This is a genomic window from Devosia sp. XK-2 (genome assembly GCF_037113415.1).
Lineage (GTDB): Bacteria > Pseudomonadota > Alphaproteobacteria > Rhizobiales > Devosiaceae > Devosia.
Map to the genome: position 1 here is coordinate 3,195,001 of NZ_CP146608.1, position 26,714 is coordinate 3,221,714.

Sequence of the window (26,714 nt, forward strand, 5' to 3'; positions counted from 1 at the left end):
GCTGTCCCTGCAGAAATGGGAATGCTTGGGTGGGAATACAAGTCCGGGCATAGGACCTGCGGCATTGGCCACCTCCCCCAGTTTTGCCGCATTTTTTGAGGATAGCAGCACAAGCATTGCTAAGGCGCGCGCGCATACGTAGGTTACGCATTGCGCTTTAGCGTCCAGGCCGAACGAGCCGGCAAGGAAACAAGAAACACCACCCAATGTAAGGATGGAGCGTTGAACGCGACGCAAAGACGACGCCATGCAGCCATGCTGCAGGCGACCGGCTACGAAGACGGTCCGGCGCTGACCGTGCAATCCACCGATGGTGAGATCCCGCAGGGGCGCGAGCTCAGCTTTGCCTGGCTGAGCGGCACCGTGATGACCGGCCTGACCAGCGTTTTGTTGATGGGCGCCGCGCTTTACGTTTCGTTTCAGGGTCAGGACACGTTCTCGACCGCCTATGCTGCCCTCAAACTGGCCGCGCCCCGTATCGACCAGCCCCTGGCCACGGATCTCACATCCAAGACGTCACGCCTGCGCCCGGTCGCGGCCACTCGCTCGGATCGCGAAATCATCGAGGCGGCGACGCGCCAGACCGTGGACGGACGCGAAATCATCCGCAACCAGCCCTTTGTACGCATCGGGGCAACACTGGCCACCACGGCGACCTCGCTATCGGCAGACGTGCCAACCTATGATCCGGTTGCCATTCTCAACAAGACGCAGCCGCTGACCAGCGCGGCGCTCGATATCGCCACCGATGTATATGGCACCGATGTGGACGGCGAGGTTGCGGTCAATCAGTCGGCCATACCGGAGGGTTTTGTCCCGGCGCGCGCCGTTACCGATCAGAGTGCGGCCGATTTCGTGCGTGCCATGGTTGGCGCGCCTTTCACCGTTGACGGCGCGAGCCCGGCCTTGGCCTATGCAGCGCTCGCCCCGAGCCTGCGCGATCTTTCATCCGGTCCGGACAATACGGTCACCGGCATCGCCGAAAATGTTACCATTGTGCCCAAGACCACTCTGGCCAGTGGCGAAACGCTGGGGCGCACCGAACGCTTCCTGACCGTGCGCGAAGTGGGACCGCTTCGCGATACGCTTGAGCGCAATGGGTTCACGCCGGCGCAGGTGGGCATGGTGGAAAGCACATTGGCCAATCTGATGCCCGCCGCCGGTCTGCCGGCCGGCATTCGCCTGCGCATTCTTTACGGTCCGCTCGGCAATGGCGCGACGAGCCTGGTGCCTTACCGCATGTCGATCTATCGCCCCGAGGGCGCGCCCGGGGATCGGCATATCGCGACCGTGGCCCTGAGCGACAATGGTCAATATGTTGTCGGCCTGCAGCCGGACTGGGTGGATTTTCCCGCCGAGGATGTCGAACAGATTAATGTGGGCAACCTGCCCACGGTTTATCGCTCGATATGGGAGACTGGCCGCAAGCACGATCTCAGCGACGATACGATCGAGCGGATCATTGGCATGTTTGCCTATGACATCGACATGACCAAGCGCATCGCCGCCGGCGATACAATCGAAATTCTCGAAGCCAGCGATGTGGATGGCAGCGCCGGTGGGGACGAACTGCTCTATGTGAGTCTCACGCTCTCGGGGACCAAGCGCGAGCTTTACCGATTCACGACCGATGACGGCACGGTCGACTTCTATGACCCCGATGGGGAAACCGGAAAGCGCTTCCTCAATCGCCGGCCGCTGGAGGGTGGCGGCACGCTGCGCTCGCGCTTCGGCTACCGCATCCACCCCATCTTCAAGACGCGCAAACTCCATACGGGCGTTGACTTGGCTGCGCGCACCGGCACTCCCATCTACGCGTCCGGCGACGGTGTCATCAGCTATTACAAATGGCAGTCCGGCTATGGCAACAAGGTCGAAATCCAGCACGTCAATGGCTATGAGACCGCCTATGGCCACATGTCCCGCTATGTCGACGGTCTGGGTGTCGGCTCGCGCGTGCGCCAGGGCCAGATCATCGGCTATGTCGGCTCGACCGGCCAGTCCACCGGGCCACACCTGCATTTCGAGATCAAGATCAATGGCAATCTGGTCGACCCTCTCAGCGTCAAGCTGCCCAAGGACAATGTCCTGGCCGCGCAATATCGGGATGAATTCGACCAGACCATCGCCCAGATCACTGATCTTATGGCCCGCGAACCTGCTCCGGTATCCGTCGCGCAGACCAACTGAACCGCCCGCTTATTCCGGCCGCGTCACATAGACCGCCAGTTCATTGCCGCCCGGCTCCCGGAAATGGAATCGGCGCCCGCCGGGAAAATCGAACTGCGGGCGCGTAATGACGCCACCGGCCTTGACCACGCGCCGCTCGGCATCGTCCAGGTCCTGCGTGCGGATCACCGCCATGGTGGCCGTGACGCGGTTATCGGCCTGGTCCACCCCACCATCGATGCCAGCCCCCTCGAGCCCGTCATAATCCGGGCCATAGCTGGTTATGCCCCAGCCAAAGGCGGCCCGGAAAAAGCCGCTTGTGCCCGCACGGTTGTTGGACGGAAACTCGATATAGTCGATGCGGTCGGCCACGCTCATCTCCTCTCAGCACCAGAAATGTTCTGGATTTGTTCTAGGCGGGTTTCATCGGGGGCGCAAGGCTAAAGTTCGGGCTCGCCCTCCCGGGCTAGGCCCTCAACCTGCGCCATATGCGCAACGACCATCTCGCGCAGCGCGTTGAAATTGGGCGTGCCGCGCAGATGGTCGCGCGCCAGGATATAGATCGGCTTTGGCGCGGGTGCGTAGCCGGGCAGAACCTCTTCGAGCACGCCTTTTCTGATGCGCTCGGCGACGTGATAGCGCGGCGCCTTGGCAAAGCCGATGCCGCCCAGCACGGCATGCAGCAGCAGTTCGGGATGTTGCGCGGAAAAATCCGGAGACACGCGCGCCTTGAGCGGCGCGGTGCCATGCACCAGCGCAATCTCGGCCTCTTCGGGATCTTCGCGATATTGGATATAGCTCAGCCGCGCCAGATCGTCCGGACCCGAGGGGCGGCCAACCGCATCGAGATAGGTCGGCGTGGCGATCAACACCCCACCCATCCAGCCGATCCGCTGCACAAATCCAGCACAGTCCCCCATCCGGCCCGAGCGAATGGCGACATCGACATTATCCCGGTCGAGATCGAGCAGCGCATCGCTGGCCACCATCTCGATATGCAGGTCCGGATATCGTTGGTGCAATGCGGTGAGCATGGGCCCCATTATGGTCTGGCCGAACAGCACATTGACAGTCAGCCGCAAGCGTCCGGAGACGGCCCCGCGCAGCACCTGCAAGCCCGACTGCATGGCGCTCAACTCGGCCAGCACTCGCCTGGCATGGGTCAAAACCAGTGCACCGGCTTGCGTCGCCACCACACCGCGCCGCGACCGGATGAGCAGAGACTGCCCAAGCGCGCCTTCCAACTGCGCCAATTTCTGGCTGACGGCCGGTTGGGTCACGCTCAGATGCTTGGCGGCCGCCGATATAGAGCCCTGTTCCACCGCCGCCACCAGGCTGCGCAGCGCGACTAAATCCATAACCATCTCTTATATCATATCCAAGAACATGCCCGCTTATTTCCGGTATCGCTTATATCTAAATCGAACCCCATCCACAATTGGAGGTTCTTCCGACATGCCCGATACCAGAGCCAGCCTATCCCGCCGACAGCTCCTTGGCGGCCTCGCCCTGGCGCCAGCCACCCTCGCCATACCCGCCTTGTTGCGCCAGGCGCCTGCCCTTGCCGAACAAGGGGTCGAAACAATCGAAAGTCCAGCGGCCATTCTCCGCCACCGTATCGGCGAAATCGAGGTGATCGCCGTGTCCGACGGGCGCGGTCCCATTGCCAATGAGCTGATCCTCGGCTTTGAAAACGAGGCTGCCCAGGCAGCGGCCACGGTCGCGCATAAACTGCACGACCCGGTCAATACCGTCATCTCGATCAATGCCTATGTGATCCGCACCCCTGACCGGCTGATCGCCGTCGATACCGGCGCCGGCACGGCCCTGGGGCCCACGGCCGGCGGCTGGCTGGAGAGTCTGGCCCTGGCCGGCGTATCGGCGGAGGAGATCGACACCCTCTTTCTCACCCATACCCATATCGACCATGTCGGCGGCATGACCGCCAGCGACGGTAGCCGCCGGCTCGCCAATGCCCAGTTGGTCACGGCCGAGGTCGAATGGGCCTTCGCCCATGACGATGGCATGCTCGCCGCCATTCCAGAAGCGTTCAAGGGCATGACGCTGGCCGCCAGATCGCAGCTCGCCCCCTATGCGGAAGGCCGTCTCGTGCTGGCAATGAACCGGGAAACCGAAATCGCCCCTGGCGTGACGGCAATACCCTTGCCCGGCCATACGCCGGGCCATATGGGCCTGCGCATCGAAAGCCGGGGCGAGGCCCTGCTGATCTGGGGCGACCTGGTGCACACGCCGGCCTATCAATTCGCCCATCCGGACTGGTCCGTCGCCTTCGACGCGGATGGTCCCACCGCCATTGCTAGTCGCCGACGTATGCTCGATATCGTCGCCAGCCAGGATCTCATGGTCGCCGGCATGCATCTGGATTTTCCGTCTTTGGGATATGTCGAACACAAGGATGGCGCCTATCGCTACCTCGCTGCGCCGCCCGACTTCCGAATCTGACAACGAAAAGGGCCGGCCTTGCGGCCGGCCCCCATGGGATCGAAGCAGAATACGGTCAGGCCGCGGCGTGCGTTTCACCCGTTCCGCCGGGCCGCAGCACAATGCCGTTCTCATCGGCATCCACCAGCACGTGTCCGCCATCGCTGACATTGCCGGAAAGGATTTCCTCGGCCAGCTCATCCTGCACTTCACGCTGGATGACGCGCTTGAGCGGCCGGGCCCCATAGGCCGGGTCATAACCTTCATTGGCCAGCCAATCGCGCGCCTTGGAGGTCAGCGCCAGGGTGATGTCACGATCCTTGAGCAGCGCTTCAAGACGCCCGAACTGGATATCGACAATATTGCTCATATGCTCGCGCCCCAGACGGTGGAACAGCAGAATCTCGTCGATCCGGTTGAGGAATTCGGGCCGGAAGGCCGCCTTGACCGCGTCCAGAACCTTGCCGCGCGCCAGCTCGACCGGATCGCCATCCTTGAGCTCGACCAGATATTCGGCCCCGAGATTGGAGGTGAGAATGATGACCGTGTTGCGGAAATCCACTGTACGCCCCTGACCGTCGGTCAACCGGCCATCGTCGAGCACCTGCAAGAGCACGTTGAAGACGTCCGGATGGGCTTTTTCGATCTCGTCAAACAGCACAACCTGATAGGGCCGGCGCCGCACTGCTTCAGTCAACACCCCGCCTTCATCATAGCCGACATAGCCCGGAGGCGCCCCGATCAACCGGGCCACCGAGTGCTTCTCCATGAATTCGGACATATCGAGCCGCACCATGGCGGTTTCGTCATCGAACAGGAATTGCGCCAAAGCCTTGGTCAATTCGGTCTTGCCCACGCCAGTGGGGCCCAGGAACATGAACGAGCCGATCGGCCGGTTCGGGTCCTGCAGGCCCGCTCGCGAACGACGCACCGCCTTGGCGACGGCAGCCACAGCCTCGGACTGGCCGATGACGCGGGCACCGAGCGAATTTTCCATATGCAGCAGCTTTTCGCGCTCGCCTTCCATCATCCGGTCCACCGGAATGCCGGTCCAGCGCGAAACGACCTGTGCGATATCGGTGGCCTCGACCGTCTCCTTGGCCATGACCGGATCAGGCTTGCCGTCGCCGTCCGCATCGTCAGCAGCGGCGAGCCGCTTTTCGAGATCGGGAATGACGCCATAGGCCAGCTCACCGGCCTTGGCCAGGTCGCCCTGGCGCTGCGCGATTTCGAGCTGGGAGCGGGCGGCATCGAGCTCTTCCTTGATCTTGGTCGAGCCTTGCAGCCGTTCCTTCTCCTTGAGCCATTTGGCCGAAAGGGTCTGCGCCTGCTCTTCCAAGCCCGCCAGATCATGTTCGAGCCGCTCGAGCCGGGTCTTGGACCCCTCGTCGGTCTCCTTCTTGAGCGCCTCACGCTCAATCTTGAGCTGCATGATGCGGCGATCCAGCTCGTCCAGGGCCTCAGGCTTGCTGTCGACGGCCATGCGCAGCCGCGCGGCGGCCTCGTCCATCAGGTCAATGGCCTTGTCGGGCAGGAACCGGTCGGTGATGTAGCGGTTGGAAAGAGTGGCCGCACTCACCAGCGCGGAGTCGGCGATGCGAATACCGTGATGCAGCTCGTACTTTTCCTTAAGACCGCGCAGGATGGAGATCGTGTCCTCAACGGTCGGCTCGCTGACAAAGACGGGCTGGAAGCGCCGGGCTAGTGCCGGGTCCTTTTCGACATGCTTGCGATATTCATCGAGCGTCGTCGCGCCAACACAGTGCAGCTCGCCCCGTGCCAAAGCCGGTTTCAAAAGATTGGACGCGTCCATGGCGCCTTCGCTCTTGCCTGCGCCGACCAGCGTATGCATCTCGTCGATGAACAGGATGATTTGCCCCTCGGCCGCCTGCACCTCGCTCAGCACCGATTTCAGCCGCTCCTCGAACTCACCGCGATATTTCGCGCCCGCAATCAACGCCCCCATATCGAGCGCGAGCAGGCTCTTGTTCTTGAGCGATTCGGGCACGTCACCATTGACGATACGAATGGCCAGGCCCTCGGCGATGGCGGTCTTGCCCACGCCGGGTTCACCGATCAGCACCGGATTGTTCTTGGTGCGGCGGCTCAAGACCTGAATGGTGCGGCGAATCTCCTCGTCCCGGCCAATCACCGGGTCGAGCTTGCCTTCACGCACATCCTTCGTCAGGTCCCGTGCATATTTCTTGAGGGCATCATAGGCGCTCTCCGCCGAGGCAGAATCAGCCGTACGCCCCTTGCGGATTTCTTCAATAGCCGCGTTGAGACCCTGCGCGGTCACACCGGCAGAACTCAAAATCTTGCCGGCGTCGCTGTCCTTTTCGATCACCAGCGCCAAAAGCAGGCGCTCGACCGTCACAAAGCTGTCCCCAGCCTTCTGCGCGGCCTGTTCTGCGGTGTCGAAAACCTTGGCCAATTCGCGGCTGAGATAAAGCTGGCCTGCATCGCCACTGACTTTAGGAATTTTGTTCAGCGCCGCTTCAACGCCGGCCCGCGCGGCCTTGGCATCGCCCCCGGCGCGCTCGATCAGCCCATTGGCCATGCCCTGGTCGTCGTCCAGCAACACCTTGAGCAGGTGAATGGGCGAAAATTGCTGGTGCCCCTGGCTAAGGGCAGCGGTCTGTGCGCTCTGGATAAAGCCACGGGCCCGCTCGGTATATTTCTCGATATTCAATGCAACTCTCCTTGTCTCGCCCGCCATCCGGCCCAATGGCACCGGCATGACGTCGGAAGCGTCGTTTGAACCATGCCCATATCGGCGCATCGCTCGACCTAGATGTAGGTCGTCCGCGTCCATGCAAAAGAGGGCATGGGAGAGAATTTCAGCCAGACGGCCCCGCGTCATTGATCGGAAACAAAAATGCCGGGCACTGAACCCGGCATTTCATATTTCTTCGCGCCATTCCTATTCGGCGGCGTTGCCGGTGAGAAAGGCCGGAAGCTCCGGCGTTTCGGGCTGCGGCGCATTGGCGGCATCGGCATTGGCCTCGCCTCCGGCATTGCGGCGGCGGCGCGGCCGGCGCTCGCGCGGCTTGCGCGCCGGCTGTTCGCCCTCGCCTTCTGCCGCGGCGGCCTCGTCTGCCGGCTTGTCGCCGGCCTCGGCGGCGGCCGGTGCCTGTTCGCTTTCGCTATCATTGCTCTGCTGGGCCGGCTGCACCGGCTGGGGCGAGGAGAAGCGCGAATTGACGTCGCTGACGTCGTCTTCAAACTCGTTCTCGTCCTGGCTCTGGCCTTCGCGTGGGCCATTCATGGCCTGCTGAGCGGAAGAGACGATGCGGAAATAGTGCTCGGCATGCTGCAGATAATTTTCAGCCATCACCGAGTCGCCCGAAGATTGGGCATCGCGGGCCAACTGCATATATTTCTCGGCGATATGGGCGGCGTTACCGCGCACCTTCACATCCGGTCCATTGCTTTCGTAATTGCGTGACAGCGGATTGACATGTTTGCGTCCGCCATTCCGGCCACGCTGCCGGTTCTTGTTCTGATTAGGTCTCATCGGGTCGCTTTGTCTAACTCTAAAAAGCTAAGCGTCACATCAACGGGCGGATCGGCATAAAGACCCGATCTGGCCCTGATCCCGTCGGCAGTAACAGCGCGCCTTGCGGAATCTCATCTGGCTTCATGAAGACCGAATGCGGTCGGCAACGACCCTGGACAAGTCCATCCCGTCCCCCGCGTCGTTCCGGGCCTCCGGAACCGCGCTGCACCAGCAGCAGACTGCATTTTGGATCGGGTGTGATCGCCGCGGCGCCCATGATGCGCCATTGACAGCAGTTACAAACTAACCGCTTCGGCTCGGTTTGACTAGCACAAACTGCATTTGTGCCCAACCGGGCCTGCTACTGGCCTTTCAAGTGGTGCGCCTGGATCACACGATCAAGGCCATTGATATCCTTGTGAACGGCGATATCGGCAAAACCATGCCCGGCAAACAGGGCCCGCACGCTTTCGCCCTGATCGTGACCAATCTCCACCAGGATTTGGCCACCGCCCGCCATATGCGCCGTGGCGGCCGCAGCAATGATCCGATAGGGCGCAAGCCCATCCGGCCCGCCATCAAGCGCCAGGCGCGGGTCGAAATCCTTCACTTCCGACGCCAGCGTCTCCACCACGGCGCTCGCAATATAGGGCGGGTTTGACGTGATAAGGTCAAATCCGCACTCCCCTATTGGCGACGTGACATGCAGGGCCCCGAACCAACTCCCCTGCGCAAAGGTAAGGCGGTCGGCCACCCCGTGCCGCGCTGCATTGAGACGGGCCATCTCCAGCGCATCGGGATTGATATCGGTGGCCAGGGCATGCGCATCCGGCCGATTGGCCAAAATGGCGATGGGTATGCAACCCGTGCCCGTTCCAAGGTCCAAGAACTGTCCGCTTTCGGGCAGCGCCTTGATGGCCAGCTCCACCAGCAATTCGGTATCCGGACGCGGCTCGAGCGTTGCGCCATTGAGCCCGAATGGCAGGCCGAAAAACTCTTTCTCGCCCAGAATGCGCGCGACCGATTGCCCGGTCATCCGCCGCTGTAGCAGATCGGCGACCAGCGCCGCCTGCCCGTCGGTCACCGGCTCCTGTTCGCGCGTTGCCAACGCCAGCGCATCCAGACCCAAAGCTTGCCCTACTAGAATTTTGGCATCGAGCGCGGCGGTTTCAAAGCCGAGCCGCGCCAGCACATCGCGCCAGCCGCGCCAAAGCGCACCAATGCTCGGCTGCTCGCTCAGTTGCTTTGCTCCATGGCCGCCAATTGCGCGGCCTGGTTCTCGGTGATCAGCGCTTCGATCAACTCGTCCAGCGATTCGCCGGCGATCACCTTGTCGAGCTTATAAAGCGTCAGATTGATCCGATGGTCGGTGACGCGGCCCTGCGGAAAATTATAGGTGCGGATGCGCTCGGAGCGGTCGCCCGATCCCACCTGTCCCTTGCGCTCGGCCGAGCGGGCGCTGTCGCGCTCCTCGCGCTGCATCTCATAGAGCCGCGAGCGCAGCACCACCATGGCCTGAGCCCGATTCTGATGCTGGCTCTTCATGGCCGAAGTCACCACAATGCCGGTCGGGATATGGGTGACGCGCACCGCCGAGTCGGTCGTATTGACGTGCTGCCCGCCCGCGCCCGACGCGCGCATCGTGTCGATGCGGATATCCTCGGGCTTGATGTCGATATCGATATCTTCGACTTCAGGCAGCACTGCGACAGTCGCCGCCGAGGTATGGATACGGCCCGAAGCCTCGGTCGCCGGCACGCGCTGCACCCGATGCACGCCGCTTTCATATTTCATCCGTGCGTAAACGCCCTTGCCCGACACATTGGCGATGATTTCCTTAAAGCCCCCAACTTCCCCGGGGCTTTCTTCCATCACCGTCACCTTCCAGCCGCGCGATGCCGCATAGCGCTCATACATGCGAAACAGATCGCCCGCAAACAAAGCCGCCTCGTCGCCGCCGGTGCCGCCGCGGATTTCCAGGATAATGGATTTCTCGTCGGCCTCGTCCTTGGGCAGCAGCAGAATGCGGATGGACTGGGTGAGCTGCTCGATCTTTTCGTCCAGCGCCTCGATTTCCATCTCGGCCATCTCGGCCAATTCCTTATCGCCGCTTTTCAGCAGCGCCTCGGCTTCGGCATGGTCCTTGAGGGCCTTTTTGTAGGCGGTGATTTCACCCACGATCTCCGAGAGGTCCGAATGCTCCTTGGAGAGCCTAGCCAGCTCGTCTGGGCTCGCACCGCCGCTCAAAGCCGCTTCGATATATTGGAAGCGCGTTTCGAGGGCGTCGAGCTTGTCCTGAGGCAGGTTGGGCATTCTTGGTCTTTCACCGAAATTACGCTCCGGGGTGTAATGACCCCGACGCGCAACATCAAGCGGCCAATGCCGACCCTACCCCATGGGCAGGTTCTGCTTATCCACCCATTCTGTCAGCAATTCACGCACCGAATGACCATTGGCCCCGACACTGAGCGCCTCGGAAATGGCGGCCTGGATGGGCTTCAATTCGAGATTGAGGATCATTTCCTTGATCGGACCGATCGAGGCCGGCCCCATGGACAGCCGCGTCATGCCGATGGCCATCAGCGCCAGCGCTTCCATGGGCTTGCCTGCCAGTTCGCCACACATGGTCACCGGCTTATTGTGCCGCGCCGCCGCATCGACCACCAGCCGAATGGCCCTGAGCCTTGGCAGCGCAATCGGGTCATAGGCCTTGGATACGCGTGGATTGGCGCGATCCGCGGCGGTCAGGAACTGCACCAGGTCGTTCGAGCCAATGGAAACGAAGTCGCTTTCGGGCAGGATCTGATCGAGCTCGAACAACAGCGAGGGCACTTCCACCATGGCGCCGATCTCGACCTTTTCCGGCACCGGCTGGCCGGCACGCCTCAGGCGCTCGATTTCCTTGTTGAGCACGCTCTTTGTCTGCCGGAACTCGAAAGTTTCGGTGACCATGGGCACGAGGATCTTGAGCGGCCGCCCGCGCGCCGCCAGCAGCAGCGCCCGGATCTGGGTGCGCAACAGCCCCGGCCGATCCAGCCCCAGCCGGATCGAGCGATAGCCCATGGCCGGATTTTCTTCGGCCGCCGAGCGCAGATAGGGCACCACCTTGTCCCCGCCGATATCGAGCAGCCGGAACACCACCGGCCGATTGCCGGCAATCTCCATAGCCTCGGCATAAAGATCGACCTGTTCCTGCAACCTTGGCAGGCGGCTGGCGATCATAAACTGCAATTCGGTCCGGAACAGCCCGACCCCGGCCGCGCCGGTATCATCGAGCATGGGCAGGTCCGCCACCAGCCCCGAATTGTGCAAAAGCGTGATCTCGACGCCGTCCCTGGTGACACTCGGCCTGTCTTTGAGCGCGGCATAATGCGCCCGGCGCCGTGCCGATATGCGCACCTTGTCGATATAGGTCTGCTCGACATCGGGCGTGGGCCTGAGATGAACCTGACCCAGCGGCCCATCGAGAATGATGTCATCGCCGCTTTCGCACATCGACACGATGGACTGCGCCTGTCCCACGGCCACAATGCCCAGCGAGCGCGCGACAATGGCCACATGCGCCGTCGCCCCGCCCTCTTCGAGCACCACGCCGCGCAATTTCTTGCGGTCGTATTCGAGCAATTCGGCCGGCCCCATATTGCGGGCCACTAGAATGGCATTGTCCGGCAGATCACGATGCGCCGGCTGATTGGTATTGGTCAGGACGCGCAGCAGGCGGTTCGCCAGATCGTCCAGATCATGCAGCCGGTCGCGGATATAGGGGTCGGTCTGGCGCTGCATGCGGGCGCGCGTATCGTTCTGCACCCGCTCGACCGCCGCCTCGGCCGAAAGCCCGTTGTCGATCGCCTCGGTCAGCCGGTTCACCCAGCCCCGATCATTGGCGAACATGCGATAGGTCTCGAGAATTTCGCGATGATCCGAGGTCGGCTGCATATCGCCATGGTCGAGCATGGCATCGATAGAGACGCGCATCGAGGCCAGGGCCGCATCGAGTCGCTGCTTTTCCGCCTCGGTATCTTCGGCGATGAAATTGGTGACCACCACGCGCGGATCGTGGAGCACCACGGTCCCCAGCGCGACCCCATCAGTAAAGCTGACACCATTGAACATGCGAGGTCGCCTGAGATCGATATCCGACCCGGGCTTGATCAGATTGTCGAAATCGCTGGTAGCGATCATCTCGGCCAGGATTGTGGCCGTGGTCAGCATGGCCTCGGTTTCATCCTCGCCATAATGGCGACGCTCGGCATTCTGCACCACCAGGACGCCCAGCGTCTGGCCGGCGCGCAGCACCGGCACACCGAGGAAGGAATTGTATTTTTCTTCGCCCGTTTCGGGCCGATAGGCAAAAGCGGGATGGCTGGTGGCGTCATCCAGGCTCAACGGCTCGGCCTCGGCCGCGATCAGGCCCACAAGGCCTTCCCCCAGGCGCAGGGTCGTCAGGTGCACCGATTCGGTATTAAGGCCACGCGTGGCGAACAGCTCGAGCGCGCCGTCATCTCGCAGCACATAGAACGAGCACACATCGGCCCGCATATTCTCGGCGATCAGGCCCACGATCTTGTCGAGACGATCCTGCGAGCCCAAGGGCTCCGCCATCGTCTCGCGCAACTGCCGCAGCAGCACCCTTGGGCCGCCTATGGTCGTGACCATGCCTCTCCAAGGCAGCCCGCAAAGCCGCCCCCCTATTTGAAGGACGCGGCCCTTGTCCCCTCGACTGGGTCAGGCGTCCTGTCTGTCCAGACCGTAATAGGTGTGCAAAGCGCGAACCGCAAGCTCAGCATATTCTTCATCGATCAATACCGAGGTCTTGATTTCCGAAGTCGTGATGAGCTGGATATTGATGCCTTTGTCCGCCAGGGCCTTGAACATCGATGCGGCAACGCCGGCATGAGAGCGCATGCCCACGCCCACCACCGAGACCTTGGCACCGCCACGTGAGCCGGAGAGACGGGCATATTCAAAGCGTCCGCCATTGTCCTCGAGCGCCTTGACGGCCTTGTCATATTCACTGTCGGGCACGGTAAAGGTGATGTCGGTGGTCGCACCATCGTCGGCGATATTCTGCACGATCATATCGACAATGATGCCCTTGTCGGCCAGCGTGCCGAAAATGGCTGCGGCAACGCCGGGGCTGTCCTTGACCTTACGCAGCGTGATCTTGGCCTCGGCCTTGGCGAGCGTGACGCCCGAAACGATCTGCTGTTCCATGATCTCATCCTCATCGCAGACAAGCGTGCCCGGAACACCGGGCGTACCATCGGGCGCGATCTGCGGCGCGTCCGGGTCATCGAAACTGGAGCGGACGGTGAGCCGCACCTTGTGCGCCATGGCCATTTCCACCGAGCGGATCATCAGCACCTTGGCGCCGAGCGAGGCCATTTCCAGCATTTCCTCAAAGGAAATCTTGGTCATGCGCCGCGCCTTGGGCACAATACGCGGATCGGTGGTGTAGACGCCATCGACATCGGTATAGATATCGCAGCGATCCGCCTTGACCGCCGCTGCCACCGCAACCGCCGACGTATCCGAGCCGCCCCGCCCCAGCGTTGTCACCCGCCCATGGGGCGAAATGCCCTGGAAACCGGTAATGACCGGCACCCAGCCATCCTTCATGCGCTTGTCGAGCTCGGTGGGATCGATATCGGTGATCCGCGCAGCGCCATGCGCGTCGTCGGTATGGATCGGCACCTGCCAGCCGGCAAAGGAGCGCGATTGAATGCCCATTTCAGAAAGGACAATGGCCATCAGCCCCGCGGTCACCTGCTCGCCCGAGGCGACCACGGCGTCATATTCGCGCGCATCGTGAAATTTGGACGCCTCATTGACCCAGCCGACCAGTTCATTGGTCTTGCCGCTCATGGCCGAAACCACCACGGCCACTTCATTGCCGGCTTCCACTTCGCGCTTCACATGGCGCGCAGCATTGCGAATGCGCTCGACATCGGCCACCGAAGTGCCACCAAACTTGACGACGATACGGGCCAAGACAATTTCCCCGCTGAGCCGCCGAACCCGGCGGTACGCTTAAATGTTGGGCGCGGACATGCCACAAAGCCGATGCGCAATCAATGGGCATCGGCAAACCAGCCGCCCTGCGACAGGCCGCGCCTTGCCCCTGCCCCGGCGTCTGGGTCATATGGGCGCATAAGGAGCTGCCCCATGAGCCAGACCACCGTCAATGACGCCGAAATCGCCAAGTTCACGGCTATGGCCGAACAATGGTGGGATCCCAAAGGCAAGTTCAAGCCGCTGCACAAATTCAATCCGGTGCGTCTGGGCTATATCCGCGACCATTTGCTCGGCCATTTTGGCCGTGACGGGGCGTCGCTCAAGCCATTCGAGGGGTTACGCATTCTCGATGTCGGCTGCGGTGGCGGCCTCTTGTGCGAGCCGCTCACCCGGTTGGGCGCGACGGTCACCGGGATCGATGCGGCCGAGCGCAATATCGCCATCGCCAAAATCCACGCGGAACAATCCGGGCTCGATATCGACTATCGCGCTACCACCAGCGAGGCCCTGGCCGAGGCTGGTGAAAGCTTCGACGTGGTGCTCAACATGGAAGTGGTCGAGCATGTCGATAATGTCCCGCTCTATATGAAGAGCTGTGCTGATCTCGTCGCCCCAGGCGGGCTGATGTTCACCGCCACGCTCAACCGCACGGCGCGGAGCTGGGCCCTGGCAATTATCGGTGCCGAATATGTGTTGCGCTGGCTGCCGCGCGGTACGCATGACTGGAAGAAATTCCTCACCCCCGAGGAAATCAATGCCCAATTGCGCCGCAATGGCCTTTCGGTCATCGATCAGACCGGTGTGACGTTCAACCCATTGGCCGATGAATGGCGGACCTCGCCCGACATGGCCGTCAACTATATGGTTCTGGCGGCCCGCCCCGCCTGACGCACCGAAAGACCGGCCGCGGGCAGGCGGCCGGCCCTCCACGGTCTGACCGGAGGCCGGGTCAGAACACGTAGACCATCAGCGTCGCACCCTGCTTGTGCACCCCGAGCACATGACCCGGCTTGTATTGAGTGCGGCTGAGCGCGGCATTGATCAGCGGGTCTTGCGCCACCGCGCCCAGCAGGCGGCGATAGTCGACATTGCCGGCCAGCCAATTGGCCATCTGACGCCGCAGATTGGCACAAACCTTGACCAGAATGAGCTGGATGCCACTGGCCCGGTTCCACCCGCGCGTAGAGCTCTGCTGGAACAGCGCCATCAACTGGCTTGGATTGGCTTCTGCACATACGGCAGTGACGCTGGCCGCCGACGCGCTCGACGAGCTGTCGCCATGACCGGACGTGAACCAGCCGCCATTGGACCCGCCATGGCCATTGGAGCCGCCGCTACCACCGTTGCCGCCGCCGTTTCCACCATTGCCGCTACCCGAGCCGCCGCCCACTTTGATGTCGATCAGGCCGTTCGACCCGCCCACATTCACATTGGCATCCAGACTGCCCAGATTGGCATTGACATCGACAACGCCGCTCGAGCCCAAAACCGAGGCATCGACAACGGGCGATGAACCCCCGCCCACATTGGCGGTCACAACACCCTCGCTGCCGCCCAGGCCGACATTGACCAGCCCGCTATCCCCGGCATTGCCTGAATTGAGCGTCACCAGAGCGCCGCTATCGCCATCCCCGACAATGCCCAGAACACTGGAACCGCCGGCATCGCCGCCCCCCAATACCCCGCCCAGAAGTCCCCCGGCCGAGGCCAGGGACGGCATCAACACAGCCGACACCATGACGGCTGCAATCAAACGCTTGTACAACATGCTCGTCTCCCAATTTGCGATGGCCGGAGCCACCATGGGAGTGATCATCGGCGCCACTGCCGTCTCCGTAATCCGCAGTTCTACCAAGGTGCGCCCGCAAGTTTGCCGGGGTGGTAAACCGCCGTGGTTAAGGCCGGAGACGGCCCAGGACCGCCAGCGGGTCCCGGCGATCAGGCCTTGAGCAGGGCGTCACGCCCGACGCGGAGCACCAGACGCTCACCCTCGACACGATCGATATGCTCGGGAAAAATATAGCGGTCCGCGGCAAACAGCCCATCGGCATCCAGGCGCACAAAGCCCTCGCGCAGCGCCTTTTCCTGCATTTCACGCGGCAGATCGTCGTCCGGGCCGAACATGTCGGCCAATAGGGCCATCAGATCGTTTCGCTCGTCTTCCAGAACCGGGCTCACGCCGGCCGCGTCAATCCCGGGTTGATCGGGCACCTCGTCAGTACTGCGGAACATTTCTACCGTGCCGATGGGCTGCATGGCATTGTCCACGACCTTCATGCCTTCGTGGATTGCATTGGGAATGGCTTCCATTTTGTCCTCCTTCCGATTTCCATAACAAAACGCCACCCGCCGCCCCGCGTTCCGTACTCCCGGCCATTTCGGCGCGAAGTGCCCGGTCATATGCGCCCGCGATGCTTTGTCATCCGGAAGTCGGTGCGGCCGGTTTCGTGTGGGCCCTCGACAATGTTCGTCATTCGTGTGCAGCACGGCTGTCCGAGGGCGCCTGGTCCCGCCCGGACAAGCCATAGTCGCGCAGGACATGCGCGATGCGCAGCCTATAGTCGCGAAACACGCCGCCTCGCCCCATCCTCTGCGCCCGTCGGTGCTCGGCCGTATTACGCCACCGGACCACGGCCTCCTCGTTCTCGAAGAAGGACAGCGAGAGCACCTTGTCCGGATGAGTGAGGCTCTTGAAGCGCTCGACGGAGATGAACCCCTCGATCTCGTCGAGAAGCGGCCGCAGCGCGGCGGCAGTATCGAGATAGGCGGTTTCCCGTCCCTCGGCCGGTTCGACCTCGAAGATGACCGCTATCATGAACGGATCCCATGCGGCGCGGAGACGAGCTTGAGAAAAGTCCGGTCCTCGCGCAGCAGGAAGCGCTCCCGATTGGCGAATTCGTAGTTCTCGCGCCCGAGCGGATCGGCGGCCAGCCGTGCGCGATAGGCCTCGTAATCGGCGAGGCTGGCGATGTTGTAGATGCCATACGCCAGTGTGGTCGAGCCTTCATGTGGCGCGAAATAGCCGATCAGGTCCGCGCCGCAGCGCGGGATCGCCTGCCCCCAGTTGCGGGCATATTGCGCGAACTGCTCCTTCTTCGTCGGGTCGATTTGATAACGAATGATGCAGGTCAGCATGGCGGCTTTCTCCGGTTGCTTCGGGCCCACCATAGGCGCTGTTGCGTTGTGGATGGTTCGGTTATGATCGAAGTATGAAGGAAGGCCCAGACATCGCCAGTATTGCCGCCCTGATCGGCGATCCCGCCCGGGCGAACATGCTGGTCGCGCTGATGAGCGGCAAGGCACTCACCGCGACCGAACTGGCCGCCGAGGCCGGGATCACAGCGCAAACGGCGAGTTCGCATCTTGCCCGGCTGCATGAGGGTGGACTTCTGCTTGCCCGCAAACAGGGGCGCCACAAATATTTCGGGCTCGCCTCGCCCGAGGTGGCGGGTGTTCTGGAAGCCTTGATGGGTCTCGCGGCCGGTGCCGGGCACCTTCGCAGCCGCACAGGCCCAAAGGACAAGGCGCTGCGGCAGGCCCGCATCTGTTACAACCATCTGGCCGGCGACATGGGCGTCCAGATGTTCGATAGCCTTGTGGCGCAAAATTTTCTCGATCTGAGCAGCGGCCGATTGCGGCTGACGGAAGCGGGCCGGGATTTTGCCGCCAGGTTGGGCGTCGACATTGACACACTCGCCGCCGGCCGCTCCGAGCTCTGCCGGGAGTGCCTGGATTGGAGCGAACGCCGCTCGCATCTGGCGGGCAGCCTGGGGCGAGCGATGCTTGCCCGTTTTGTCGAGCTAGGTTGGGCGCGCCTGGACAAATCAACCCGCATCGTCACCTTCACACCGACCGGCCTGCTGCAATTCGGTTCGATGTTCGAAAAGCGAGCCGCTGCATAGAGCGGCAACCGCCTTCCGCCGATAAAGCCATATAGCTGTCGCAAACGTCCCGAAACCTGACAGCTTCAGCTTTCTTGGCATCCGCCTGAAGCTTCATCCTTCTGAACGCTGATTGGCCGAACGGGGTCGAAACCGGCCCTCCCGCATGGACGGGATCTCCGGGACGGGGGAATTTTGCTGCCACGCCGCCGGCCTTTACGCCATTCGAGCCTAGCTCTCATGGCCTTCTTCGTTGGCGCAGCGCCACTGGCGCTGCTTGTCCTGCGGACCCACCGCGAAGTCTCATGGCCTCCTCACCTAAAACCTCCCCAGTGGGGGAGATTTTGTGGCTGCACTGCCGGCTCAGAGCGTACCGTACGGTACGGTACGGATTTTTCTTGCTGCCTCGCTGGAATGGGTCTAAACAGTCAGGAACAATAGAACCGGCCCCACCGGTGAGCCAGACCGAGGATATCCGCCATGCCTGCCTATCGTTCCCGCACCACTACCCATGGCCGCAACATGGCCGGCGCGCGTGGCCTTTGGCGCGCCACCGGCATGAAGGACGGTGATTTCGGCAAGCCCATCATTGCCGTGGTGAACTCCTTCACCCAATTCGTGCCCGGCCATGTGCATTTGAAGGATCTCGGTCAACTGGTGGCCCGCGAGATCGAGGCGGCCGGTGGCGTTGCCAAGGAATTCAACACCATCGCCGTGGATGACGGCATCGCCATGGGCCATGACGGCATGCTCTATTCCCTGCCCAGCCGCGACATCATCGCGGACTCGGTGGAATATATGGTCAATGCCCATTGCGCCGACGCCATGGTCTGCATTTCCAATTGCGACAAGATCACCCCCGGCATGCTCAATGCCGCCATGCGTTTGAACATCCCCGTGGTCTTCGTTTCCGGCGGCCCGATGGAAGCGGGCAAGGCGCTGGTCAAGGGCAAGCTCCAGGCGCTCGACCTGGTCGACGCCATGGTGATGGCCGCCGACGACCATTATACCGATGAGGAAGTGCAGGCCGTCGAAGAAGCCGCCTGCCCCACCTGTGGCTCCTGCTCGGGCATGTTCACCGCCAATTCCATGAACTGCCTGACCGAGGCCCTCGGCCTCTCGCTGCCGGGCAATGGCTCGACCCTGGCCACCCATTCGGACCGCAAGCGCCTGTTCCAGGAGGCCGGCCACCTGATCGTCGATCTGGCCCGCCGCTATTATGAGCAGGAGGACGAGAGCGTGCTGCCCCGCTCCATCGCCACCAAGGCCGCCTTTGAAAACGCCATGAGCCTCGACATCGCCATGGGCGGCTCGACCAATACCGTGCTGCACATCCTGGCCGCGGCCCATGAAGGCGGCGTCGATTTCACCATGGACGATATCGATGCGCTCTCGCGCAAAGTGCCGGTGCTCTCGAAAGTCGCCCCTGCCAAGCAGGACGTGCATATGGAAGATGTACACCGCGCCGGCGGCATTTTCGCCATTCTCGGCCAGCTCGACCGTGCGGGCCTGATCAACCGCACCGAACCCACGGTCCACGCCGCCACCATGGGCGATGCCATCGACAAATGGGATATTTCCCGCACCAATTCGGAAAGCGTGCGCCAGTTCTATATGGCCGCGCCCGGCGGCGTGCGCACCACCCAGGCCTTTTCCCAGTCCAATCGCTGGAAGGAATTGGACACCGACCGCACTAATGGCGCCATCCGCTCGCCCGACAATCCTTTCTCCAAGGATGGGGGCCTCGCCGTGCTCAAGGGCAATATCGCCATCGATGGCTGCATCGTGAAGACCGCGGGCGTGGACGAGTCGATCCTCAAGTTCACCGGCCCGGCCCGCGTCTTCGAGAGCCAGGACATGACGGTCAAGGCCATCCTTTCCAATGAGATCAAGGAAGGCGACGTAGTCGTCATCCGTTATGAAGGCCCCAAGGGCGGCCCGGGCATGCAGGAAATGCTCTATCCCACGAGCTATCTCAAATCCAAGGGTCTCGGCAAAGCCTGTGCGCTCCTGACCGATGGCCGCTTTTCGGGCGGCACCTCGGGCCTCTCCATCGGCCATGCCTCCCCCGAAGCGGCCGAAGGCGGCGCCATTGGCCTGGTTCGCGAGGGCGACATGATCGAGATCGACATCCCCAACCGCACCGTCAATGTGCTGGTCTCCGATGCCGAACTGGCCACCCGCCGTGCCGAGCAGGATAAGCTCGGCTGGAAGCCGGCCCAGCCCCGCAAGCGCAAGGTGACGACTGCACTCAAGGCCTATGCCGCCCTGGTAACCTCGGCCGCCAAGGGTGCCGTGCGCGACACCAAGGCGATCGACAAGCTCTGGAACTGAGGCGCGAGGCGCGCCCTTGCCGGACTACCGCATCGATCCCTTTCCCGCCGAAGCGGAGCTGGACCAGTTGTGGCGGCGCGCCTGGAACGCGCCGCTGGCCCGGCCGATGCGTCCTGTCCTGGAGCGAAGCCTGGGCCATGTCGGCGCCTATGAAGGCGGCGAGCTGATCGGCTTCGTCAATATCGCCTGGGATGGCGGCGTCCACGCCTTCCTGCTCGACACCTGCACCGATCCGGCCCATCGACGGCGCGGCATTGCAACCGAGCTGGTCCGCCAGGCCCAGGCCCTGGCGCGCAAACGCGGCGCCGAATGGCTCCACGTGGATTACGAGCCCCATCTCGACGGCTTTTATCGCGGCTGCGGCTTCCGCCCGAGCGCCGCCGGTGTCATGAAATTGTCGTGACAAGCCCTGATGCCGGTGCTAACACGCGCCTAGCCATCCAGCGGCCTGCCAAGGTTTGCTGGTCTGGTCAGGCCCGATAGCGGGGATTCCACCCTCCCTATCGGGCCGACCCAACCTCCCAAATCCTTAAATGATGCCGAGCTCGACCCGCAGCTTCTTGGTCAGCCCTTTGGCCACCAGGGCATGTGAGCGTTTGGCATAGGCCAGCACATCCTCATCGCTGAGCTCTGAATCGGCGGCAACATTGACCCATTGCCGCTTGGCGAAATAGGCAGCCTGCCGGACCCCCGTCAGGCTGGTGAGGATATCGAAACTCTCTTCGCCGCATTTGAATACGAGGCTGTGCGGTGCCGCGTCCGAGAGTAGGCAGAAGACCTTGCCGCCCACCTTGGCGACGCGCGCCTCCCACTGATCGACAAGTGTCACACCCGGCAAGGTGGTCAGCGCTGCATCGAAGCCGTCACGAACAAAAAGGCTCAATTGTCTTCACCGATATCGGGCAGAGGCAGGAATTCGACGCCATCCTCGATCAGGCCAAGCACTTCGTCTTTCGTTGCCTCGCCATAGATGCCGCGCGCCTCAGCCTCTTCGAAATGGATCTTGCGGGCTTCTTCGGCAAAGCGGTCGCCGACATTTTCGGCCTCGCTCATCACCTTCTGCCGGTATTGGCGCAGCATGGCGCGAATTTTGGCAGCTTCGGGATGATTGGCGCTCAGCGGCACCCTGTCACTATCCGTGCGCGCCACATTGGGCGCCATGGGGGCTTTTTCGACATGGGCATCGCCGCATTGGGCGCAGGTCACGATGCCGCGCGCCTGCTGCTCGTCATAGGCGGCGGCGCTTTTGAACCAGGCCTCGTAGCGATGGCCATTTGAACATTGAAGCAAATACTGGATCACGGGTCTTGTCGTCGTCTCTAGAACGTGAACGCCTATAAACCGATATAGGCAAACAGACTTAGCGGTGCAAATCGGGCACCGCAAAATCGCGCGCATTGGCCAATGCCGGCACGCGGCGGCGCGCCTCGGCCACCGCGGCGGCGTCGATATCCGCCACCAGCACACCGGGCCGGTCATGGTCCAGCTCGGCAATGATCTTGCCCCAGGGGTCCACGATCAGCGAATGCCCATAGGTAGCCCGGCCATTGGCGTGATGCCCGCCCTGCGCAGCAGCAATAACGTAGGAGCCGGTCTCGATGGCGCGGGCGCGCAAGAGCACATGCCAATGCGCCTGCCCCGTGGGCACGGTAAAGGCCGCCGGCACTGCCATCAGCGTTGCGCCACTATTGGCCAAGGCATTGTAAAGGCGCGGAAAGCGCATGTCATAACAGATGGAAAAGCCGAGCCTAAACTCGCCTAGATCGGCCGTCACCGCCTGTTCGCCACCCCTATAGGTAGCGCTTTCCCGATAGGCATTGAGCCCGGCGATATCGGCATCGAACAGGTGAATCTTGTCATAGGTGGCGCGCTGCGCCCCGTCCGGCCCGAACAGCACCGAGCGATTGGCGAACCGCCCATCTTCAAGCGGAATGGGCAAGGACCCGATCTGCACGAATATGCCGTGCTGCCGCGCCAACCTGCCCACCAGGGCAAGCTGCGGATGCCCCTCAAAGGGCGCCGCTACCGATCGCAACTGCTCCCGGTCCTCCGGAAAGATCATCGTGACTTCGGGCGTCAGCACATAGTCGACGCCCTGCCCAGCCGCCTCGGCCAGCAAAGGCTCGAGCGCGGCGAGATTGGCCGCGGGGTCGAGCCCCGAGCACATCTGGATGGCGGCAATTCTCATGTTTGCCCGCTACCCCGCCAGCATCGGGTCCAGGCCGCCGCGCCGGTCGAGCGCCGCCATATCGTCATAGCCGCCCACATGCATTTCATCGATGAAGATCTGCGGGACCGTGCGGCGTCCATGCGCGCGCTGAGTCATTGTCTCGCGCAGGTCGGGGTCGAGCACGGTGATCTCTGTGTAATCCACGCCTTTCTCACGCAACAGCGCCTTGGCGGCGTGGCAATAGGGGCAGGTGGGAGTGGTATAGATTTCAACCTTGGCCATTGGTTTCCTGGCTCGTGAATATCAGGGACTTGCTCCCTTATATGGGCAGATCCTCGCCGATGACAACGCGGGCAAAGGTGACAATATTGACCTCGCGTGCACCGGCGCGCTTGAGCACACGCGTCACCGCCTTGACGGTGGCGCCGGTGGTATAGACATCGTCGACCAGCACCAGGGGCCGGTCCTGGAGCCGCTCCATGAACAATGGATGAACAGAAAAAGCGCCCTGCACATTGCGCAATCGCCCATCCCCACTCAATCCCACCTGTTGTCGCGTCTTTTTTTGGCGCCGCACCAGATGCGGATCGACCACACAACCGGTCAGCCGCCCCAGTTCGAGCGCCAGCAGCATGGATTGGTTATAACGGCGAAACCGCAGCCGGCTGACATGCAGCGGCACAGGCACCAGAACCGGCCCGTCATCCCAGAAATCACGACCGGCCGCCGCCATCAGCCCAGCGCAAAACCGCGCCAGTTCAGGCCGGTCGCCATATTTGAGCCGGCTGACCAGCGTGCCGGCAATCTCGCTGTAGGCCACAGCCGCGCGGGCCCGGTCAAAGGGCGGCGGATCGGCAAGGGCTTCGGCCGACAGCGCCTGGGGACCGGGATCGGTCTCGAAGGGAATGCCCAGCACCGGACAAAGCGGCGCGCTGATCTGCTTGAGGCTGGCAAAACATTGCGGGCACAATCCGTCCCGGCTCACAAGCGGCGCCTTGCAGGCAGCGCATCCGGGCGGATAGACCAGATCGAGCAGCCCGGCGCCCAGCCCGGCCAGCATCTGCCGCAGCCGCGCCCCATTCCCAATGTCTTTGACTTCCCCGGCCCCGGTCTCCATAAGACCCATATTGCCCATGATCGCGCCCGGGCGAAAGTCCCGACGCCACGGCGAAAGTCCTCCATCATGACCGCCCCACCGCGCCTGTTCGATCCTGCCCAGATTGCCCGCAATCTCCGCCGCCGCCCGGCCTCGGACAATTTCGTGCGCAGCCTCGTTCTTGAAGACCTGGCGGATCGTCTCAGCACCTATAAACGCGACTTTACCCGCGCCATATTGATCGGGCCGGATGCCCAAACGCTCCCCCAAACCCTGTTCACCGCCAATGGCCCGGTGACAGTGCAACGGATCGAGGCCTTTTCGGACGAGGACTTTCCGCCTCTGCCCCAAGGCGAGCAGGATCTTATTGTGTCGCTGTTGCATCTGCAGGCCGTCGACGACGTGCCCGGCCACCTGGCGCGCCTGCGCCGCCTGCTCAAGCCCGATGGCCTGCTGATGGCGGCCTTTCTCGGTGGCGAAAGCCTGACCGAATTGCGGGACGCCTTTCTGGCGGCCGATCTGGAGATTTCCGGTGGCGCTTCGGCCCGCGTCGCGCCCATGGCGCAGGTGCGCGATGCCGGAGCGCTGCTGCAGCGTGCCGGCTTTGCCCTGCCCGTGGCCGATGTCGAAACCCATCGCGTGCGCTATGCAACGCCTTTTGCGCTGATGGCCGAACTCAAGGCCCTGGGCGCCTCCAATCCGCTGGCCGACCGGCCGCGCAAATTCGCCACCCGCAGCCTGCTTGCCGCCGCCGCCCAGGCCTATGCCGCCCGCGATGCCGATCCCGACGGCCGGGTCCGCGCGACTCTGGAAATCATCTGGCTGGCCGGCTGGGTGCCGCATGAAAGCCAGCAAAAACCTCTCCGGCCCGGCAGCGCCACGGTCAGCATGAAGGACGTTTTGGGCAAGGCAGAGCCATGACGCTGACCATTTGGGGCCGCAAGACCTCGTCAAATGTGCAGGCGCTGATGTGGTGTATCGGCGAATTGGGGCTCGACTATCGGCGCCACGATGTCGGCCATGTCCATGGCGGCAACGACACGCCCGAATTCCTCGCCATGAATCCCAATGGCCTGGTGCCGGTCCTGCGTGACGGCAACGAGGAGCCGCTATGGGAGACCGGCGCCATTCTGCGCTACCTCGCCGCCCGCTACGGCCAGGAAACCTTCTGGCCCGCCGATCCGGTGAAGCGCGCCAGCGTCGACAAATGGGCTGAATGGGCCAAGCTCAATGTCGCCCTGAACTTTACCGGCCCGGTTTTCTGGCAGGTCGTGCGCACCGCGCCCGCGCGCCGCGACCCGGCAGTGCTGGCCGCAGGCCTTGATCGGCTGGAAAAGCATCTCGCTATCGCCGAAGCGCAACTGAGCGACCAAACCTTCCTTGCGGACGACAATTTCACTCTGGCCGACATCCAGTTCGGCCATGTACTCTACCGCTATTTCGACATCGATATTGCCCGCCCAACCTGGCCGGCGATCGAACGATATTACGCCACCCTGACCCGGAGACCGGCCTTTTCTGCCCATGTCATGGTGTCCTACGACCCTTTGCGCGTGACCGAATGAACGCGGCGCATCTCGATCCCCTTGCCGGCCATATCCTGATCCTGTCCGGCCATCCCGGTTCGGGCAAGACCACCACCGCCGAGGCGCTCGCGCATCTGCCGGGCCTGCCCAAGGTGCATCTGCATTCCGACGATTTCTGGGGCTATATCAAGACCGGCAAGATCGACCCCTGGCTGCCGCAATCGCACAGCCAGAACGAGATGGTCATGGAGATTGCCGCGGGCGTTGCGGGCACCTATGCCCGCAACGGCTATTTCGTGGTGCTCGATGGCGTCATCCGGCCCTGGGCCCTGCCGGCCTTCCTGACGCTCGGCCTGCCGCTCCACTATGTGGTGCTGCGCATCTCGGCCGATGAGGCGGTGTCGCGCTGCGAGGAGCGCGGTGGCGACAGCCTCACAGACCCCATTGTGGTCCGGTCCCTGCACGCCGAATTCGCCGATCTGGGCGATTATGAGCGCCATGTGCTGGACGTGGGCGGGCTGGATCGCGCCGAGGCGGTCGCGGCGTCGATTGCGGCTTTCGCCTCTGGAGCCTATCGGCTCAATGCGCCGCCGACTTCGACAGAAGGTTGATGACCATCACCCCGGCAATGATCAGCCCAATGCCGACAATGGCCCAGACATCGAGCTTCTGGCCGTAAAAAGCAAAGCCGATCAGCGAGACAAGCACGATGCCGGCGCCCGACCAGATGGCATAGGCAATGCCGACAGGGATCGTCCTGAGCGTCAGCGAAAGGCAGTAGAAGGCCACGCCATAGCCCACGATCACCAGAATCGACGGCAGCACTTGCGTAAAGCTCTGCGATGCCTTGAGGGCGCTGGTGGCAATCACCTCGGCGATGATGGCGATGGCGAGAAACACATAATTGGACATGAAGGGCTCCGGCGGCGGCATCTTGTGAACCCGAAGCGTGACGCCTGCAAGACAGCCCGGACGTGAAAAAGGCCGGTGTCACCACCGGCCGCTTCTCTTCACGTATCTCGGTGTGATCAAGAATCTCGGCGCAAAGCGTCACTATAGATGAAATCTTGATCGCCTGGACGCTTAACCCACACGTCGTGCCATGCGTTGCGCGACGTGTTTTCAGCAACGGCCCGGACCCACTGAGACACGGAGTTGTAGATCCCGTCTTCCCATTCGACCTGTTCGTGGACAATTCGACCGTAGTGGGTCTTGTGCTTGTATCTCATCCTTAGTTCAGTGCCATTCGGCAGCTTGAGGCTACCCCACAAGTGGGCTCTCCCCGGATCGCCATATTGGCGATCGATTGGGCGAGCTTCCTCAACGCTAATGAGACCTTTCAGGTCTTTGCCATTTGACTCCATATAGTTTTCAACGAGATCGGCAACCAAGCGGGTGGGGTCTACTTTACCCTCGCTTTGGAGAACAATGCGGTTGTAGAGGCTTGTCGGGAAGGGGAGGCATACATAATTCATTTGAGTGCTCCTTAGTGCTCATGCGCACTATTGAGCACGATTGCGTAGTGACAGTCAATGCACAAAAAAGGGCCGGTGTCTCCACCGGCCCTTCTTAATGGGATCGC

28 protein-coding genes and 1 pseudogene (1 of these 29 running past the window's edge) are annotated in these 26,714 nt (G+C 62.5%); 9 read left to right on the forward strand and 20 right to left on the reverse strand.

Features of this window, described 5'->3' with window-relative positions:
• Nucleotides 1-249: the 5' portion of a hypothetical protein gene (locus V8Z65_RS15685; RefSeq protein WP_338721083.1), read on the reverse strand. The gene continues 228 nt to the left of window position 1, outside the view; only the first 249 of its 477 coding nucleotides appear in the window; the start codon lies at nt 247-249; its stop codon lies off the left edge, out of view.
• A gap of 6 nt (nt 250-255) precedes the next feature.
• On the opposite strand from V8Z65_RS15685, the gene V8Z65_RS15690 reads away from it, so the two are divergent.
• Nucleotides 256-2,190, forward strand: a complete 1,935-nt coding sequence (locus V8Z65_RS15690) for a M23 family metallopeptidase (RefSeq protein ID WP_338721084.1) — start codon at nt 256-258, stop codon at nt 2,188-2,190.
• A 9-nt stretch (nt 2,191-2,199) separates the two neighbouring features.
• Here V8Z65_RS15690 and V8Z65_RS15695 read toward each other — a convergent pair whose 3' ends face one another.
• Together V8Z65_RS15695 and V8Z65_RS15700 are read right to left on the reverse strand one after the other, a co-directional pair.
• A complete protein-coding gene (locus V8Z65_RS15695) occupies nt 2,200-2,547 on the reverse strand; it encodes a VOC family protein (protein WP_338721085.1) in 348 nt (115 codons plus the stop codon).
• A 62-nt stretch (nt 2,548-2,609) separates the two neighbouring features.
• On the reverse strand, nt 2,610-3,527 hold the full coding sequence (locus V8Z65_RS15700) for a LysR substrate-binding domain-containing protein (protein ID WP_338721086.1): 918 nt from the start codon (nt 3,525-3,527) through the stop codon (nt 2,610-2,612).
• 97 nt (nt 3,528-3,624) lie between these two features.
• Between V8Z65_RS15700 and V8Z65_RS15705 the strand changes: the two genes are divergently transcribed.
• Nucleotides 3,625-4,632 (forward strand): MBL fold metallo-hydrolase, encoded by a 1,008-nt coding sequence (locus V8Z65_RS15705; RefSeq protein ID WP_338721087.1) that lies wholly within the window; start codon nt 3,625-3,627, stop codon nt 4,630-4,632.
• Between the two features lie 55 nt (nt 4,633-4,687).
• Here the strand turns inward: V8Z65_RS15705 and clpB are convergent, their stop codons facing one another.
• From clpB to V8Z65_RS15735, 6 genes and pseudogenes are all read right to left on the reverse strand, one after another.
• Nucleotides 4,688-7,303, reverse strand: coding sequence for an ATP-dependent chaperone ClpB (gene clpB, locus V8Z65_RS15710; protein ID WP_338721088.1), 2,616 nt, complete (start codon nt 7,301-7,303; stop codon nt 4,688-4,690).
• A gap of 585 nt (nt 7,304-7,888) precedes the next feature.
• Nucleotides 7,889-8,128, reverse strand: a pseudogene (locus V8Z65_RS15715) (DUF4167 domain-containing protein); the annotation flags it as partial.
• A 343-nt stretch (nt 8,129-8,471) separates the two neighbouring features.
• Complete coding sequence (gene prmC / locus V8Z65_RS15720; RefSeq protein ID WP_338724050.1) at nt 8,472-9,425, reverse strand: peptide chain release factor N(5)-glutamine methyltransferase; 954 nt, start codon at nt 9,423-9,425, stop codon at nt 8,472-8,474.
• Nucleotides 9,347-10,423, reverse strand: coding sequence for a peptide chain release factor 1 (gene prfA, locus V8Z65_RS15725; protein WP_338721089.1), 1,077 nt, complete (start codon nt 10,421-10,423; stop codon nt 9,347-9,349). The genes prmC and prfA overlap by 79 nt, the downstream gene beginning before the upstream one ends.
• A gap of 75 nt (nt 10,424-10,498) precedes the next feature.
• Nucleotides 10,499-12,766, reverse strand: a complete 2,268-nt coding sequence (ptsP, locus tag V8Z65_RS15730) for a phosphoenolpyruvate--protein phosphotransferase (protein WP_338721090.1) — start codon at nt 12,764-12,766, stop codon at nt 10,499-10,501.
• A gap of 69 nt (nt 12,767-12,835) precedes the next feature.
• Nucleotides 12,836-14,101, reverse strand: coding sequence for an aspartate kinase (locus tag V8Z65_RS15735; RefSeq protein WP_338721091.1), 1,266 nt, complete (start codon nt 14,099-14,101; stop codon nt 12,836-12,838).
• 174 nt (nt 14,102-14,275) lie between these two features.
• Here V8Z65_RS15735 and ubiG point away from each other — a divergent pair, with 174 nt between their 5' ends.
• Complete coding sequence (ubiG, locus tag V8Z65_RS15740) at nt 14,276-15,013, forward strand: bifunctional 2-polyprenyl-6-hydroxyphenol methylase/3-demethylubiquinol 3-O-methyltransferase UbiG (RefSeq protein ID WP_338721092.1); 738 nt, start codon at nt 14,276-14,278, stop codon at nt 15,011-15,013.
• A gap of 61 nt (nt 15,014-15,074) precedes the next feature.
• On the opposite strand, the gene V8Z65_RS15745 is transcribed toward ubiG, so the two are convergent.
• The 4 genes from V8Z65_RS15745 to V8Z65_RS15760 all read right to left on the reverse strand — a co-directional run bounded on the left by V8Z65_RS15745 (nt 15,075) and on the right by V8Z65_RS15760 (nt 17,260).
• Nucleotides 15,075-15,893: a hypothetical protein gene (locus V8Z65_RS15745; RefSeq protein ID WP_338721093.1), complete on the reverse strand. Its 819-nt coding sequence runs from the start codon at nt 15,891-15,893 to the stop codon at nt 15,075-15,077.
• 170 nt (nt 15,894-16,063) lie between these two features.
• Nucleotides 16,064-16,435, reverse strand: a complete 372-nt coding sequence (locus V8Z65_RS15750; RefSeq protein WP_338721094.1) for a hypothetical protein — start codon at nt 16,433-16,435, stop codon at nt 16,064-16,066.
• 160 nt (nt 16,436-16,595) lie between these two features.
• On the reverse strand, nt 16,596-16,940 hold the full coding sequence (locus V8Z65_RS15755; RefSeq protein ID WP_338721095.1) for an antibiotic biosynthesis monooxygenase: 345 nt from the start codon (nt 16,938-16,940) through the stop codon (nt 16,596-16,598).
• Entirely contained in the window at nt 16,937-17,260 is a 324-nt protein-coding gene (locus V8Z65_RS15760) for an NIPSNAP family protein (RefSeq protein ID WP_338721096.1), read from the reverse strand. Before V8Z65_RS15760 ends, V8Z65_RS15755 begins: the two co-directional genes overlap by 4 nt.
• 74 nt (nt 17,261-17,334) lie before the next feature.
• Here V8Z65_RS15760 and V8Z65_RS15765 point away from each other — a divergent pair, with 74 nt between their 5' ends.
• The 3 genes from V8Z65_RS15765 (at nt 17,335) to V8Z65_RS15775 (ending at nt 20,743) form a co-directional block, all read left to right on the forward strand.
• Nucleotides 17,335-18,027, forward strand: a complete 693-nt coding sequence (locus tag V8Z65_RS15765; RefSeq protein ID WP_338721097.1) for a winged helix-turn-helix domain-containing protein — start codon at nt 17,335-17,337, stop codon at nt 18,025-18,027.
• A 459-nt stretch (nt 18,028-18,486) separates the two neighbouring features.
• Entirely contained in the window at nt 18,487-20,340 is a 1,854-nt protein-coding gene (gene ilvD / locus V8Z65_RS15770; RefSeq protein ID WP_338721098.1) for a dihydroxy-acid dehydratase, read from the forward strand.
• A 16-nt stretch (nt 20,341-20,356) separates the two neighbouring features.
• Complete coding sequence (locus V8Z65_RS15775) at nt 20,357-20,743, forward strand: GNAT family N-acetyltransferase (RefSeq protein WP_338721099.1); 387 nt, start codon at nt 20,357-20,359, stop codon at nt 20,741-20,743.
• A gap of 126 nt (nt 20,744-20,869) precedes the next feature.
• On the opposite strand, the gene V8Z65_RS15780 is transcribed toward V8Z65_RS15775, so the two are convergent.
• Genes V8Z65_RS15780 through V8Z65_RS15800 form a run of 5 tightly spaced genes read right to left on the reverse strand, consistent with a single transcriptional unit; the run spans nt 20,870 to nt 23,645 of the window.
• Entirely contained in the window at nt 20,870-21,223 is a 354-nt protein-coding gene (locus V8Z65_RS15780; protein ID WP_338721100.1) for an MmcQ/YjbR family DNA-binding protein, read from the reverse strand.
• Nucleotides 21,220-21,642, reverse strand: coding sequence for a DUF1178 family protein (locus tag V8Z65_RS15785; protein WP_338721101.1), 423 nt, complete (start codon nt 21,640-21,642; stop codon nt 21,220-21,222). Before V8Z65_RS15785 ends, V8Z65_RS15780 begins: the two co-directional genes overlap by 4 nt.
• Before the next feature lie 58 nt (nt 21,643-21,700).
• Nucleotides 21,701-22,528 carry a carbon-nitrogen hydrolase family protein gene (locus tag V8Z65_RS15790; protein ID WP_338721102.1) on the reverse strand — a complete coding sequence of 276 codons (828 nt, stop codon included), beginning with the start codon at nt 22,526-22,528 and terminating at the stop codon, nt 21,701-21,703.
• 9 nt (nt 22,529-22,537) lie between these two features.
• Nucleotides 22,538-22,792, reverse strand: coding sequence for a glutaredoxin 3 (gene grxC / locus V8Z65_RS15795; RefSeq protein ID WP_338721103.1), 255 nt, complete (start codon nt 22,790-22,792; stop codon nt 22,538-22,540).
• Nucleotides 22,793-22,829: 37 nt separating this feature from the next.
• Nucleotides 22,830-23,645 (reverse strand): ComF family protein, encoded by an 816-nt coding sequence (locus V8Z65_RS15800; protein WP_338721104.1) that lies wholly within the window; start codon nt 23,643-23,645, stop codon nt 22,830-22,832.
• Nucleotides 23,646-23,693: 48 nt separating this feature from the next.
• On the opposite strand from V8Z65_RS15800, the gene V8Z65_RS15805 reads away from it, so the two are divergent.
• The 3 genes from V8Z65_RS15805 to V8Z65_RS15815 are packed head-to-tail and all read left to right on the forward strand — an operon-like array spanning nt 23,694 to nt 25,743.
• On the forward strand, nt 23,694-24,527 hold the full coding sequence (locus V8Z65_RS15805) for a methyltransferase domain-containing protein (protein ID WP_338721105.1): 834 nt from the start codon (nt 23,694-23,696) through the stop codon (nt 24,525-24,527).
• Nucleotides 24,524-25,171 carry a glutathione S-transferase family protein gene (locus V8Z65_RS15810; protein WP_338721106.1) on the forward strand — a complete coding sequence of 216 codons (648 nt, stop codon included), beginning with the start codon at nt 24,524-24,526 and terminating at the stop codon, nt 25,169-25,171. The genes V8Z65_RS15805 and V8Z65_RS15810 overlap by 4 nt, the downstream gene beginning before the upstream one ends.
• Entirely contained in the window at nt 25,168-25,743 is a 576-nt protein-coding gene (locus tag V8Z65_RS15815) for an AAA family ATPase (protein WP_338721107.1), read from the forward strand. Before V8Z65_RS15810 ends, V8Z65_RS15815 begins: the two co-directional genes overlap by 4 nt.
• On the opposite strand, the gene V8Z65_RS15820 is transcribed toward V8Z65_RS15815, so the two are convergent.
• Entirely contained in the window at nt 25,712-26,044 is a 333-nt protein-coding gene (locus V8Z65_RS15820; RefSeq protein ID WP_338721108.1) for an SMR family transporter, read from the reverse strand. The genes V8Z65_RS15815 and V8Z65_RS15820 overlap by 32 nt on opposite strands.
• Before the next feature lie 116 nt (nt 26,045-26,160).
• On the reverse strand, nt 26,161-26,607 hold the full coding sequence (locus tag V8Z65_RS15825; protein ID WP_338721109.1) for a hypothetical protein: 447 nt from the start codon (nt 26,605-26,607) through the stop codon (nt 26,161-26,163).
• Nucleotides 26,608-26,714 lie beyond the last annotated feature (107 nt).